The 11195-nt window shown below is 33.1% G+C and carries 27 protein-coding genes; 24 read left to right on the top strand and 3 right to left on the bottom strand.

Translation table 11 applies throughout. The features are described 5' to 3' along the window. The 24 genes from BAZ21_RS27035 to BAZ21_RS28350 all read left to right on the top strand — a co-directional run. Positions 1–224, top strand: a 224-nt coding sequence (locus BAZ21_RS27035; protein ID WP_218061452.1) for a hypothetical protein, incomplete at its 5' end; no start/stop codon positions are given. Positions 225–339: 115 nt separating this feature from the next. Next, complete coding sequence (locus tag BAZ21_RS27040; RefSeq protein ID WP_036851104.1) at positions 340–561, top strand: hypothetical protein; 222 nt, start codon at positions 340–342, stop codon at positions 559–561. 167 nt (positions 562–728) lie between these two features. Further along, on the top strand, positions 729–1079 hold the full coding sequence (locus tag BAZ21_RS27045; RefSeq protein ID WP_046091362.1) for an HNH endonuclease signature motif containing protein: 351 nt from the start codon (positions 729–731) through the stop codon (positions 1077–1079). After that, positions 1076–1972, top strand: a complete 897-nt coding sequence (locus BAZ21_RS27050; protein ID WP_036851106.1) for an AAA family ATPase — start codon at positions 1076–1078, stop codon at positions 1970–1972. The genes BAZ21_RS27045 and BAZ21_RS27050 overlap by 4 nt, the downstream gene beginning before the upstream one ends. Positions 1973–2118: 146 nt before the next feature. Further along, positions 2119–2376, top strand: coding sequence for a hypothetical protein (locus BAZ21_RS27055; RefSeq protein ID WP_197064473.1), 258 nt, complete (start codon positions 2119–2121; stop codon positions 2374–2376). A 56-nt stretch (positions 2377–2432) separates the two neighbouring features. Then, the gene (locus BAZ21_RS27060) at positions 2433–2819 is read left to right on the top strand and encodes a hypothetical protein (protein ID WP_036851114.1); all 387 of its coding nucleotides are present in this window, start codon (positions 2433–2435) and stop codon (positions 2817–2819) included. A gap of 123 nt (positions 2820–2942) precedes the next feature. Next, positions 2943–3326 (top strand): DUF7413 domain-containing protein, encoded by a 384-nt coding sequence (locus tag BAZ21_RS27065; RefSeq protein ID WP_197064472.1) that lies wholly within the window; start codon positions 2943–2945, stop codon positions 3324–3326. Beyond that, complete coding sequence (locus BAZ21_RS27070) at positions 3313–3609, top strand: hypothetical protein (protein ID WP_036851118.1); 297 nt, start codon at positions 3313–3315, stop codon at positions 3607–3609. Before BAZ21_RS27065 ends, BAZ21_RS27070 begins: the two co-directional genes overlap by 14 nt. Further along, positions 3606–4172, top strand: a complete 567-nt coding sequence (locus tag BAZ21_RS27075; protein ID WP_036851120.1) for a Sak single strand annealing protein — start codon at positions 3606–3608, stop codon at positions 4170–4172. The genes BAZ21_RS27070 and BAZ21_RS27075 overlap by 4 nt, the downstream gene beginning before the upstream one ends. 4 nt (positions 4173–4176) lie before the next feature. Then, a complete protein-coding gene (locus BAZ21_RS27080; RefSeq protein ID WP_036851122.1) occupies positions 4177–4536 on the top strand; it encodes a single-stranded DNA-binding protein in 360 nt (119 codons plus the stop codon). 12 nt (positions 4537–4548) lie between these two features. After that, the gene (locus BAZ21_RS27085) at positions 4549–4764 is read left to right on the top strand and encodes a hypothetical protein (protein WP_036851123.1); all 216 of its coding nucleotides are present in this window, start codon (positions 4549–4551) and stop codon (positions 4762–4764) included. Then, entirely contained in the window at positions 4761–5270 is a 510-nt protein-coding gene (locus tag BAZ21_RS27090) for a hypothetical protein (protein WP_036851125.1), read from the top strand. Before BAZ21_RS27085 ends, BAZ21_RS27090 begins: the two co-directional genes overlap by 4 nt. An 84-nt stretch (positions 5271–5354) precedes the next feature. Further along, positions 5355–5669: a hypothetical protein gene (locus BAZ21_RS27095; RefSeq protein ID WP_036851127.1), complete on the top strand. Its 315-nt coding sequence runs from the start codon at positions 5355–5357 to the stop codon at positions 5667–5669. A gap of 278 nt (positions 5670–5947) precedes the next feature. Continuing rightward, on the top strand, positions 5948–6835 hold the full coding sequence (locus BAZ21_RS27100) for a DNA adenine methylase (protein WP_036851131.1): 888 nt from the start codon (positions 5948–5950) through the stop codon (positions 6833–6835). A gap of 57 nt (positions 6836–6892) precedes the next feature. Beyond that, entirely contained in the window at positions 6893–7012 is a 120-nt protein-coding gene (locus tag BAZ21_RS30410) for a DUF7186 family protein (protein WP_425337477.1), read from the top strand. Beyond that, positions 7012–7320 (top strand): DUF3310 domain-containing protein, encoded by a 309-nt coding sequence (locus BAZ21_RS27105; RefSeq protein ID WP_036851133.1) that lies wholly within the window; start codon positions 7012–7014, stop codon positions 7318–7320. The genes BAZ21_RS30410 and BAZ21_RS27105 overlap by 1 nt, the downstream gene beginning before the upstream one ends. Before the next feature lie 98 nt (positions 7321–7418). Continuing rightward, positions 7419–7583, top strand: coding sequence for a hypothetical protein (locus tag BAZ21_RS29310; RefSeq protein ID WP_170974720.1), 165 nt, complete (start codon positions 7419–7421; stop codon positions 7581–7583). A 63-nt stretch (positions 7584–7646) separates the two neighbouring features. Beyond that, the gene (locus tag BAZ21_RS27110; protein ID WP_036851135.1) at positions 7647–7901 is read left to right on the top strand and encodes a hypothetical protein; all 255 of its coding nucleotides are present in this window, start codon (positions 7647–7649) and stop codon (positions 7899–7901) included. A gap of 168 nt (positions 7902–8069) precedes the next feature. Then, positions 8070–8261 carry a hypothetical protein gene (locus tag BAZ21_RS27115; RefSeq protein WP_068505922.1) on the top strand — a complete coding sequence of 64 codons (192 nt, stop codon included), beginning with the start codon at positions 8070–8072 and terminating at the stop codon, positions 8259–8261. A 55-nt stretch (positions 8262–8316) separates the two neighbouring features. Further along, complete coding sequence (locus tag BAZ21_RS27120) at positions 8317–8511, top strand: hypothetical protein (protein WP_036853165.1); 195 nt, start codon at positions 8317–8319, stop codon at positions 8509–8511. Between the two features lies 1 nt (position 8512). Beyond that, positions 8513–8860, top strand: a complete 348-nt coding sequence (locus BAZ21_RS27125) for a DUF7339 family protein (RefSeq protein ID WP_036853164.1) — start codon at positions 8513–8515, stop codon at positions 8858–8860. A 23-nt stretch (positions 8861–8883) separates the two neighbouring features. Further along, positions 8884–9036 carry a DUF7228 family protein gene (locus BAZ21_RS30415; RefSeq protein ID WP_432759057.1) on the top strand — a complete coding sequence of 51 codons (153 nt, stop codon included), beginning with the start codon at positions 8884–8886 and terminating at the stop codon, positions 9034–9036. Beyond that, entirely contained in the window at positions 9033–9302 is a 270-nt protein-coding gene (locus BAZ21_RS27130; protein ID WP_036853163.1) for a hypothetical protein, read from the top strand. The genes BAZ21_RS30415 and BAZ21_RS27130 overlap by 4 nt, the downstream gene beginning before the upstream one ends. Positions 9303–9362: 60 nt before the next feature. After that, a complete protein-coding gene (locus BAZ21_RS28350; protein ID WP_036853162.1) occupies positions 9363–9554 on the top strand; it encodes a hypothetical protein in 192 nt (63 codons plus the stop codon). A 134-nt stretch (positions 9555–9688) separates the two neighbouring features. Here BAZ21_RS28350 and BAZ21_RS27135 read toward each other — a convergent pair whose 3' ends face one another. The 3 genes from BAZ21_RS27135 to BAZ21_RS27145 form a co-directional block, all read right to left on the bottom strand. Beyond that, positions 9689–10450: a peptidoglycan recognition protein family protein gene (locus tag BAZ21_RS27135; RefSeq protein ID WP_036853161.1), complete on the bottom strand. Its 762-nt coding sequence runs from the start codon at positions 10448–10450 to the stop codon at positions 9689–9691. Beyond that, the gene (locus BAZ21_RS27140) at positions 10447–10800 is read right to left on the bottom strand and encodes a hypothetical protein (protein WP_036853160.1); all 354 of its coding nucleotides are present in this window, start codon (positions 10798–10800) and stop codon (positions 10447–10449) included. The genes BAZ21_RS27135 and BAZ21_RS27140 overlap by 4 nt, the downstream gene beginning before the upstream one ends. A 21-nt stretch (positions 10801–10821) precedes the next feature. Continuing rightward, a partial coding sequence (locus BAZ21_RS27145; RefSeq protein ID WP_047578206.1) for a hypothetical protein occupies positions 10822–11195 on the bottom strand: 374 nt, incomplete at its 5' end.

An 11195-nucleotide genomic window follows, 5' to 3' on the forward strand; every position in this document is an offset into this window, starting at 1 on the left:
ACGAACAACCCAAAACAACGGATGAAATAGAAAAACTTCGTCTTAAACAAGAACAAGTTTCTAAAAATATTATTAGAACTCAATCATTAGAAGAAGCGATTGTAACAGCTAATGAAATCGAACGCAAACTTAAAGAATGTGATTTAAAAAGCATGACAGACGAAGAAGCCTTGAAAGAAATTGCTGATTTAGCTAATGAAATTGATTTATCTTGGTTCAAATAATATCTAAACGATTAAATCAAGATAGTATAAACAAATTCATAAAAGAAAAAAATGGAATTAAGTATTGACAAATATAAAATAATTTGATATCATGATATAAGAAAAGGAGAAATAAATGAAAATTTACTATGTGGCACTAACAACTGATAAAGACACAGTGGCTAAAAATTATAGCGGAAAACGATTATCTCTTTATACAAAAAAACACGAAGCTATTAAGACTTGTGTTTTATTAAATTATCAATGGGAGCTATTTTTCGGAAATGGAGCAAAAGAAGAAAAGCCGTTCAAAGTTTATTGCGTAGAATCAGAGCCAATGGAGGTAACTAGTGACTAAATTGAGAAAAAACCAGGTGGCATTAGTCGTAGGATTAAAAAAGGTTATAAATTGAGAGGCATGAAAGTTGAATTTATTTGATAAAGTAAGTACAGCTAAGGAGCTTAATAGGTTTAAGGCTTGACTTTTCAAGTCTTTTTTGTTATTATATACTAAAGGAGAAAGAAATGAAGTTTAATGATGAATTATATAAAAAAGTGTTAGAAAGATACACATTAACAAAAGACGGAAAACTATTTTCTAAAAACGGTAAACAAAAAAAAGAGAGCAAAGATAAAGACGGTTATTATCAATTTTCAGCAAGTTTTGATAATAGAACTTTGAAAGTGAAAAAACATAGATTATTAGCATTCGCTTTTATTCCTAACCCAGAAAATAAAAAAATAGTAAACCATATTGACGGAAACAAGCAAAATAACGATTTAAATAACCTAGAATGGTGTACTAGCCAAGAAAATACATTACACGGAATATATGTATTGAAAACTATAAACCAAAAGGGGAGAATTAAAAAGTGACCAATATATTTGAAAAAGTACAGACAGCCAAGCACTTAAAAGAGCGTGAAGACTTAATAAATTTAAAAGATGACTGGCTTATTGATACGTTAATGCCAAGTTCACAAGCTGGAATACTTGTAGCTCCATTTAAGTCATTTAAAAGCTCTCTAGCAATGCACATGGCTTTAATGGTATCGCAAGGGTTACCTTTTTTTGGTTATGATACAAAGCGAAGCAAGACACTATACATAGACAATGAAGATACTGACAGAGAGTTAAACAAAAGGCTTAGAAATAAAGATAATGCACCAGAAGACTTACATTTTTTGACAGGTGGAGAGTTTATGCTTGATGATTCGCACCACATGAACTTATTATATGAATACATTAAAGAAAATGATATAAAATTCGTGATCTTGGATAATTTAATGACAATGCTAAGAAATGGAGACATTATCTACGGTAAAGACTTTGAACCAATGCTTAGGAGAATTACACGCTTAAAGTTACTTTTCCAAGACGTTACTTTCTTGTTAGTAGCTCATGCAAACAAATCAGCTTATGCAAACTCAATGGACGATAAAGCATATATGGTAAAGCCTAGTGACGCCTTGGGTGGTTCTACTCTAACAGCATGGGCAGAATTTATGTTAATGTTAAGCCCTAAACGTGGCAAGCATAACGACTTCTCTAAGTTATCAGTCAAAGCGCGTGGATATCAGTTTGACGATGATTTAAACTTTTCATACGTTGATTCAGTATTCACTTGCGTCAATAAATCAAAAAAAGAACCAGATAGCGAACTAGTGGAAAAAGTAAAGGCTGAAACTCCAATCGAAACGACGAAAGAATCGGCACAGGCTTTCTTAGACTTAGCTAAAGAGAAAGGAAAAGTAACAGAAAATGAGTGATAAAAAATACGTTGTTTATTACCATGAAAAAGTAAATGAATACTTCTATGACTATTATTCAAGGTTTAACATGAATGAACAATATTCAAAACCTGTTTTATACAGTGATGACTTTAAATTAATAGAGAGAGCAAAAAATGAACTCAATGAACGACTACAAGAACAAAGCTATTATTTTACACGCTGAAGTGTACGGTTGGTTATATCGTGCATTAGATGAAATGGTAAAAGCAGAATGGCATAATGACGAACTTTTCAAAGTATGGCTTGGACGTGCTGAATTTCTAGTCAGACAGTCGAAAAAATTGCATGCAGCTTGCGAAAATGATTATTCTAAGCGTGCATTGATTAGGGCATTACAATTAAAAGTAGAAATAAATAAAAAAATATCATCTAATATTTGACAACGATAATTAATTTTGGTATAATAGTATATATAGAAATAAAGGAGAACTAACAAATGGTAGTCAAATTAACGCAAAAACAAGCTGATTATCTTGAAACTTTTGGAAACCTTGAAGATGAAATAAACAAAAAACGAGCGCTTTGTCACATCACTCGTTTTGGTTATGGATACAATTGGATAGGCGGCGATAAATGTCCAAGTAGTGCTTTTGAGTGTTACGAGCAATTGAAAATGGTTGAAGCTGTCATTAACGGTTATGAAGTTATTGAACCTAAATTTAAGTTTTATAACTTTTCTGATAGTAGCGGAGGAACTGCATTATATTATGCTGGACAGTCTAAACAATTAACAAAATTCGAGCAAGATGCTCTTGAAGTTAAAGAGGGGAGCGAGGAATATAAAGCTTTGTTAGCTTTAGGTTTCGTTGAAGAAGAAGTATGATAACATCTTTTGAATCACTAGCTGAAAGACGATTGATAACTCTTAATTATCACAAAAAGGATAGTCAGCAGTACATCAACAGCTTAAATTACTTTGAATATGCTAGAATGTACTTTGAAAAAAATGGCTTTCCTGATGATAACAGACGAGTTTATCAAAGTGGCAAGCGAAAAGGCCAAAAAGTTAGTTGGTCTGATAAAGAGGAAAAACAGCAGAAAGACGATATTAGAAAGTTCATATATGAAAAGCAACTACAAAAGTTTAAGGGCAGAAGAAAAAGCTAGTAAACATTACGCTAGAGGTGTCAGAAAGCTATCTAAAGAGCTTGAGGAAATGAACGAAACAAAGTATAGGGCAGAGCCTAACGAGTGCTTATATGGCTTGATAAGCGAATTATGGAGCTATTGGGGTAAAGGTTGGATCCTGCCTATGCTTAAATATAATATTGAAATTACAAGACAAGGCGACGTCTTCATTGTAGAAAGAGGAGTAAATGGAAACAATTAATATTAAATTTGATGAAAAACAGCTAGAAGAAGTTGTGAAAAAAGTTACTGAAAAACTTAAAAAAGAGAAAGATTCAGATACAGCAAAGGAAAAAGTGTCAGTAATGTATTTAGAATTTAATGAAGCAAATCATGCAAGCGAGAAAGGTAAACTTTACTTTGGGCATGCTTTTCACACTTTGTCAAAAAAGTATGCTTCGGAGTTTTATTTATCTAGTGAATCTGATTTGACAAAAGCCTCAGAGCTTAAAAGCCAAGGTTGGAGAGAAGAGGTTATCGAATGAGTGTATTTGAAGAACTAAGCGTTATTAATGTAAATGATAAGAAAAGCAAAAAGAATAATTTAGATTATCTTAGTTGGGCATATGCATGGTCTGAAGTTAAAAAAGTATATCCTGAAGCTAACAGTAAAGTTTATGAAAATGAACAAGGGTTAAATTATCACACAGACGGTCGCACAGCATGGGTTAAGGTTGGTATGACTATTGAGGGCTTGGAGCACATTGAATACTTGCCTGTAATGGACTATCGTAACCAATCTATCCCAGTTGAAAAACTGACTTCTATGGACGTAAATAAAGCCATTCAGCGTGGACTAGTTAAGGCAATTGCTCGTCATGGTTTAGGGCTATATATTTATGCAAATGAAGATTTACCAGTTCTAACAGAAGAACAAAAAGAGCTTGAAGCAGAAAAACAACGACTTAGAGAGATTCAGCCACTTATAAAACGAGCTGAACAACTAGGATACCAAAATATTGACAGCTTGAAAAATAAGACTAAAAAAGAAATTACCGACATCATGAAGATTTGGTTAGCACAGCAAGAAACAGAAAAAGGGGAATAATTAAATGGCAATCATCACAGTAACAGCACAAGCGAATGAAAAAAATACACGTACAGTAAGTACAGCAAAAGGCGATAAGAAAATTATTTCAGTCCCATTATTTGAAAAAGAAAAGGGATCTAACGTAAAAGTTGCGTACGGTTCGGCTTTCTTGCCTGATTTCATTCAATTAGGTGACACAGTAACGGTCAGCGGTCGTGTACAAGCCAAGGAATCAGGAGAATACGTAAATTATAACTTTGTTTTCCCTACGGTTGAAAAAGTATTTATCACTAATGATAATAGTAGTCAATCACAAGCTAAACAAGACTTATTTGGTGGTTCTGAACCTGTTGAAGTTGATGAATCAGAACTTCCTTTCTAGAAAGGTGGTTACATGTACACAGAAGAAGAGAGAGAGCAAATTATCGACATCGTGGATAAAATGAGCTTATTAAGACAAGACTTTGACGGAGCTTTCGCTTGGATCAAGGAAAACGTATCAATGCCATTTGACTTTGACGGAGAACAGCAATTTATATCAGAATTGAAGCAGTTAGTTAAAATTAACGCTTTAAAGTTTGGTAAAATATATGAGGGAGTATTAAATTGACAACATTAAGAGAGCTACACAAAAAACTTAAAATTAAACAAACGCTTGACAACTATGTACGCAACACAAATAAAAAATATAAACATAACTTTGTGGCTGATGAAATTCTTGGCGAGGGAATGGCTAAACTGATCGAGCTTAATACACAAGGCAAACTTGGACGACATGCACAGCAAATTGCTTATATTAACCATAATTTGAGCTTACAGCGACAAAAGGAACAACTGGAACAAGTTAACGAACGACTTGCTAAACGTGCTGAGAAAGCCCAAAAATTGCTTGACACGGAACTTCTGAAAGATAGCTACATCGAAACGCTTGAAATGTTTAGTAAATACCATTCAGCAAAATATAATATGTGGGACGAACCAGAAACTCCAACTAAAGTGATTGAGTTCATGGAAAAGAATGGAGTTAAACAAGGTAAATGGCTACGTCCTGAAGGAGTTGACGCTTGGTTCAAAGAACGAATCATTTGGTTCAAGAATAAATTGAAAGAACAATAATATTAAGAATAAAAACTTTAGGCTTGACAGCTTAGAGCTTTTTTGATATAATAATACATATAGTTAAAGAAAGGAGGTAATAAAATGATTTTAATACAATGCGTAACCTGTGGGTCTTCAAGTTTCACTAATGGTAAATGTGATTATTGCGGTAACAAGTACGAAGTAAATGAAGACAAAATATTTTACGGCAATTCGAAAGAAGATGATTCATCATTAGATGAGGATATAACCTTTCAAGAAACTCCTGCTGGTAAATTAATACTAAAAATCATGATCTATACTTTAATATCTATTGTTTGGTTTGCGATAACTGTATTCATTCCACCGCTATTTATAATAACAATTATTTTATTAGTAGTCTATGGGACTTATCGCTTGATAAATAAAAAGAAATAGCTTATAATAAGGTATAGAATAAACTAGAAAGGTAACAATGAAACAAAAATACTTTAATGACAAAAGATATTGCCACTGCTTCGATATACCAATGAGTAATGGTTTAGGAGTTTGCAAAGATTGTAGAGGATACGTGAACATCTGTTATAGTTGCGATCGCTGTCTACACTGCTGGTTTACATCACAGGTTGAACTATTTACCGAATATGATGAACCTAAGTTGCTGGAACTTATAGAAAACTGGAATAAATTTTACCAAACTAGAAAGACAATAAATAATGCTTAGTTTAGACGAGAAGAAAATCAGAAAAGGTAAACCTATTGGATTACCATACCAAGGAAGCAAGAAAAAGATAAGCAAGAAAATAGTTGAGATTATCAAACAGAACTTTGGCACAGACAAGCCGATATACGACATCTTCGGAGGAGGCGGAGCAATTACATCCGAATGTATTTTAAATGGCTTAGAAGTATATTATAACGACTTAGACAAGGATATAACCAACGCTTTTGAACGAGTTATCTCTCAAGACCGTGAGTGGATTAAAAGCCTTATTGTTTCACGTACAGAGTTTACCGAGATTAAGGAGAAAGAAAACAAGACAACAGATGACTTTTTGAAGTTGCTGATTAACTCTTTCGGTAATAAAAAGAGAGATTATTTATATTCTAAAGAAATTTCAGATTTAAAATATAATCTAGCTAAAGAAATAATTGAAAAGCATGACGTTTTTAGTGGTTATAAACAGACCAAAACATATAAGAGATCGATTGAAAAGTACAAACAATTTCAACAAATTCAACGACTTCAACAACTTGAACGACTTGAACAACTTCAACGAATTCAACAACTTCAAAAATTAAATAAAATAAAAGCTACAAGCAAAAGTTATCACGCTTTTAGTGATGTTTCTGGAGCTATTCTATATCTTGACCCACCTTATGAAGAAAGTCACCAAAAAGGTTATATTAATCAATTCGATAGTCAAGAATTTTATGACTGGGCATTTGTAATGGCTAAAAATAACATCGTGATAATTTCAAGTTATTCAATTTCAGATGAACGCTTTGAAGCTGTATATTCTTTTGACAAAGCGCGCAGCACTCTCCAAAGTGGAAGAAGCAAAAAAGAAAATGAGAAATTATTTATGGTTAAAAACAGTTAATATTTGATAAAGTAAAAGCAATTTGATAGAATAGAGTTATAAATAGAGGAGAACAAAATGAAAGATACAGTAAAAACTTTAATGATGGTTGCAGGTGTCGGCTTTACACTTATCGCTATCACTTGGATAGGTATGCTTGCGACGTTGCTTATTGCATGGATTGGGGGTAACATCTAATGAATTATGGTACAAATAAGCACTATGCCAATGAATACGGTATGGAACTTAACGAATACTTTAAACATCATTTTAACTATGAAGAGCTTGCAGGCTGGTATACAATGCAGGTATTAAAGTATCTAGTGAGAGCTGGCAAGAAAGAGGGTGAAAGCTACGACAAAGACCGTAACAAGGCTTTAGACTATGCAGGAGAACTTGCTAACTTAAGTAACGAGAATAAGCTTACAGAATACACTGCTGACGACATTATGAGCTTTGCACAAGATATAGCTGATGATTTCAAACAATGGAAAGGCGAAGAATAATTGAAAATAAAGTTTATGCTTGACAGTGTGAACTTTTTTTGATATTATAGTCTTATAGAAATTAAGGAGATACAAATGAAAAATACAATGTTAAATTGATGAACAACAAAAAAGGATATTTAAACTCTTTTAAAAACGAGCTAGGGAATAAGTTTCTCTTCCTAGGGTTTAAAGAAGAAAGAAATAACTTTAAATCAGAGTTCACGAAAGAAGAGATAAAAGCGATTGATGAAAGATACTTGGAATTTATTGAAGAGGTCTAAAGTTAATTCTTGACAAATATAAAGTAATTTGATAATATTGTTTTATAGAAAGGGGATTAAACAATGGCAACACAAAAAGCTATAAAGGTCGTAGCTTATAACCCTACAACGGAAGAAGAACTACACTTCAGCTGTAAGGCTCAATGTGCTAAGTATTTTGGTCTTAAAACTAATACAGTCATCAGGTGGCTTGATAATGGTAGACCTGTAATTGAACTGCTGATAGACCTAGATAGAAATCAAGTAGAAATTGAAAAACAAAGCAAACTAAATGGCTTTGAATTATTTACGATTAAGGAGTGGTTAGATTATGTGTAAGAAACGCAAATACACAAAAATGGGTGCTTTATATTCAATAGCAAATGCACAGCATAATAAAAAGAAAGCTGATAAGATACCAGTAAGAGCTTATTACTGCAAGTGGTGCAATTCATATCACTTATCAAGTCAGCAAAGACTAAATATTAAGACAGGAGTAATTGGATAATGAATAATGAATTTACATATTATAAAGTAGAATGGTTAGAAAAAGATATAACAGGTTTTTACAACGTTAAAAATAAAAAATATTATACAAAGAGAGAAGCGTTTGATTTTAAGTATTTTGTAGAAAAATCTGATATAGCTTCTAATTGTTTAGTTAAAAAAATAACTGAAATTACTGAAGTTATCGCTTGACAATTTAAAAGAAGTTTAATATAATAGTATATATAAAAAATTAAGGAGAATTAAGATGATTAAATTATTTAACAAGAAGCCTAAAGATAAATATAAGAGAGCTGTAGCTTTTAGTTTGAAAGGTTTAGGTAAACAAATTAGTGCTTTAGAAAATAAAGGTTTTGAACGTGTGGGAGATATTCAAACAATTGTAATGAACGGAACAAGTTCAGGTTATGAGCAACTAATGGTTAAGAAAGTAGATAAATAAAATGACAAATGAAGAATTATATGAAAGAATTACTAGCGTACTAGAGGAACAAGGTATCGCAATGAATCAATTTGAGTTAAAAGTTAAATCTGAAACAGGTAAATATCCTAACCTAAGAATAACTAAATCACGCTTGAGCTTGCCAAATACCGTAGCATTCCCTTATCTTACTATGTTTTTAAATGATGATGAAATGCACGAGCTTACACTTAAAAAAATTGATAGCGTAGGAGATAACGGAGAAGCGTTTGACTTACTAGATGAGATATTGTCTAGTTTAGAACCAAGCAAAGAATATCTATATAAGCAACGATTGAAGCGTAAAATGCAAAGGGAGGCAATGAGATAATATTACACAAGTACACAAGGAAGATTAATAGTTCAAAATATCCACGGTCAACAGCTAGAAAGATCGCTAATGACTTGAACAAGAATGACCCTTTTAATAATTATCTAGTGAGCCTTGAGCTTGGCTCTAAAAGGTATATTATTGAAAAATTTGAAATTAGAGGTATGAATAGATGAAACGTTTTTACGTAGAGGAAGACGACAATGGCAAAGAGATTAAGCGAAAACTTACAACTTTTGCTAATGATGATTTAACACAGCTTTCAGATGATGAGCTAGAAACATTATATTATGAATCATCTGCTCAATTTTTAGCTAAAGCAATGCACTTTATGAAGATTGAGAACGAACTATTTTCAAGAAAGAATGTAATTGTAAGTGATGAAATTCTAATAAATGTCGGCAATAATATTATTGAAGCTATCAATCAGGTAAGCAATTGATGCGCAAAAAGGAGAGCAATTATCTTTATTTTAACAGACGACACAACTAGAAGTATCGTATTGATTCAAAAGGCTCATAAAAGGGCAGATAAGGGCTTTAATGATATTGTGGCACAATTATATGAACAAGAGCTTAAAACGCAAGAGAAAGCAAAATATGAGCATATAAGGCAAGCTAAGGAGAAATCACTTGAAGAACAACGAATTAGTGAAAAAAATCAACGAAGAGTTGAAGCTGAAAAACAAGCCTAAGTTGACAGAATCGCAAGAGAACACGATGAGGAAACTTAACGATCTAATAATAGAGGAAGTCAACATGTTAGTGAAAAAGATGAAATGATACCGAACAAAGAAAGCCCCACAATTAAGTGAGGGCCTTTTTCGTATTATTTTTTAGCAATGATTGGTTTGTCGATTCCGTTAGCTTGCATGAAACGAATATCAATAGGCGAACCTTTCCAATCGAAGTTTTTAAGGTCTTTGCCAGTTGTTTCTTTATAAGTTTTACGAACAATTGCCAATTGGTCTGGGTGTGATAGAGCGATAACTTTTTCGCCATTAAAGTAGTAAGTTGTTTTATCGCCATTTGTATATGTAAATTTCATTAAATCGTCGTCCTCTAATTCTGTATTTGTTTGTGTATTGTTTACTGCGACTGTGCCACTAGTTTGTCCTGTAAGGCGCTTGTTTAGTTCTGTGATAAAGTATGAGCGACAACTCTCTAACGTGCCTCCGTGTACTTCTACTGAACGTCTAGGGCATGAAGTTGCTGAAAGTTCTTGATGTAGTTTAACAGTATCACGATTAGGAGTTAACCCCCATTGTTTCATGTACTTAGCCACGTCATCTAGTACCGCTTGCTCATTTCTCAAGAACTGGTTTAAATCGCCCTCTGATTGGCATACTTCCCAGCTTGCATAGTTAGCATTACCGTACGAGTTGGCACAATGCCATGCCATATTAGAGAAATCAGAAGCTTGTAATCTTCCGTCAGAAGCAATGTAGACATGAGCAAAGCCATTTTCAGGGTTATGATTAGGTAACCAGTTGTTGTAGAAGCCAGCGTTAGCACCATTCGAACCAGCGTCATTGTGAATTACAACCCCAGTAGGGTTATAACCACGTACACCAGCATTAGTTATATTCATTCTTTTTTATCCTCCGTTTGTTCTTCTTCTACTTCTGGAACACTTACACCGTTCTTTTTCATAAGTTTAACCAAACCGTCGAACATAGGACTGATTTTTGCGACCAAATAAATAAATTGCCCTACAAAGTACAATAAACCTACGTCAATCACAGTTTTGGCAATATCAGAAGTTGAGGGAGTTTGTGTAAAGAAGAAGACCGCATATAAAACCCACAGGGATAAAATAACCGTTAAGTCAATCACAAGTCTACGTTTGAAAGGTGGGTTCATTGCTTCTCTATCTTTTACCCATGTAGCGAAAAGAATCGCTAAAATTAAGATAGTTATTAAAATCATTCTAGTTACCATTTTGTTTCGCTTTCTATTTTGTTATTTAATGAAGTAACTTCCGTTACCACGTGTTGCAATAGGTGTTTTACCAATATCTGGTCCCCACCAAGTAATACTACCGTTTGTGTCTATGTCAATATGGAAAGAAGTCTCATGTCCAGCAAAATGACCAACAATACTTTGAACAACAGCTGGACGAAATTCTTTATCTACCCATGGTCCAGACATTTTAATGCCAGCTTTTGTAGTTGATACACTACCAAAGAGTCTAACAATTACTAAATCATCGTTCTTTTTAGTGAATTGCAACTGCATACCATTTCCAGTTTGAATTGTCAACATTTGAGTTGGAACATCGATTGTACCTCTAAGTGATATATCATTTGCATTGATTGAACCTTTAAGCGATAAAT

It is taken from the genome of Paenibacillus kribbensis (assembly GCF_001705305.1).
GTDB lineage: Bacteria > Bacillota > Bacilli > Paenibacillales > Paenibacillaceae > Paenibacillus > Paenibacillus kribbensis_B.

Excerpts from the sequence above, each read along its gene's own strand:
- BAZ21_RS27040 (WP_036851104.1), top strand. The coding sequence starts at position 340 with ATGAAAATTTACTATGTGGCACTAACAACTGATAAAGACACAGTGGCT.
- BAZ21_RS27045 (WP_046091362.1), top strand. The coding sequence starts at position 729 with ATGAAGTTTAATGATGAATTATATAAAAAAGTGTTAGAAAGATACACA.
- BAZ21_RS27055 (WP_197064473.1), top strand. The coding sequence starts at position 2,119 with ATGAACGACTACAAGAACAAAGCTATTATTTTACACGCTGAAGTGTAC.
- BAZ21_RS27060 (WP_036851114.1), top strand. The coding sequence starts at position 2,433 with ATGGTAGTCAAATTAACGCAAAAACAAGCTGATTATCTTGAAACTTTT.
- BAZ21_RS27065 (WP_197064472.1), top strand. The coding sequence starts at position 2,943 with ATGGCTTTCCTGATGATAACAGACGAGTTTATCAAAGTGGCAAGCGAA.
- BAZ21_RS27070 (WP_036851118.1), top strand. The coding sequence starts at position 3,313 with ATGGAAACAATTAATATTAAATTTGATGAAAAACAGCTAGAAGAAGTT.
- BAZ21_RS27075 (WP_036851120.1), top strand. The coding sequence starts at position 3,606 with ATGAGTGTATTTGAAGAACTAAGCGTTATTAATGTAAATGATAAGAAA.
- BAZ21_RS27080 (WP_036851122.1), top strand. The coding sequence starts at position 4,177 with ATGGCAATCATCACAGTAACAGCACAAGCGAATGAAAAAAATACACGT.
- BAZ21_RS27085 (WP_036851123.1), top strand. The coding sequence starts at position 4,549 with ATGTACACAGAAGAAGAGAGAGAGCAAATTATCGACATCGTGGATAAA.
- BAZ21_RS27095 (WP_036851127.1), top strand. The coding sequence starts at position 5,355 with ATGATTTTAATACAATGCGTAACCTGTGGGTCTTCAAGTTTCACTAAT.
- BAZ21_RS27100 (WP_036851131.1), top strand. The coding sequence starts at position 5,948 with ATGCTTAGTTTAGACGAGAAGAAAATCAGAAAAGGTAAACCTATTGGA.
- BAZ21_RS30410 (WP_425337477.1), top strand. The coding sequence starts at position 6,893 with ATGAAAGATACAGTAAAAACTTTAATGATGGTTGCAGGTGTCGGCTTT.
- BAZ21_RS27105 (WP_036851133.1), top strand. The coding sequence starts at position 7,012 with ATGAATTATGGTACAAATAAGCACTATGCCAATGAATACGGTATGGAA.
- BAZ21_RS29310 (WP_170974720.1), top strand. The coding sequence starts at position 7,419 with ATGAACAACAAAAAAGGATATTTAAACTCTTTTAAAAACGAGCTAGGG.
- BAZ21_RS27110 (WP_036851135.1), top strand. The coding sequence starts at position 7,647 with ATGGCAACACAAAAAGCTATAAAGGTCGTAGCTTATAACCCTACAACG.
- BAZ21_RS27115 (WP_068505922.1), top strand. The coding sequence starts at position 8,070 with ATGAATAATGAATTTACATATTATAAAGTAGAATGGTTAGAAAAAGAT.
- BAZ21_RS27120 (WP_036853165.1), top strand. The coding sequence starts at position 8,317 with ATGATTAAATTATTTAACAAGAAGCCTAAAGATAAATATAAGAGAGCT.
- BAZ21_RS27125 (WP_036853164.1), top strand. The coding sequence starts at position 8,513 with ATGACAAATGAAGAATTATATGAAAGAATTACTAGCGTACTAGAGGAA.
- BAZ21_RS27130 (WP_036853163.1), top strand. The coding sequence starts at position 9,033 with ATGAAACGTTTTTACGTAGAGGAAGACGACAATGGCAAAGAGATTAAG.
- BAZ21_RS27135 (WP_036853161.1), bottom strand. The coding sequence starts at position 10,450 with ATGAATATAACTAATGCTGGTGTACGTGGTTATAACCCTACTGGGGTT.
- BAZ21_RS27140 (WP_036853160.1), bottom strand. The coding sequence starts at position 10,800 with ATGGTAACTAGAATGATTTTAATAACTATCTTAATTTTAGCGATTCTT.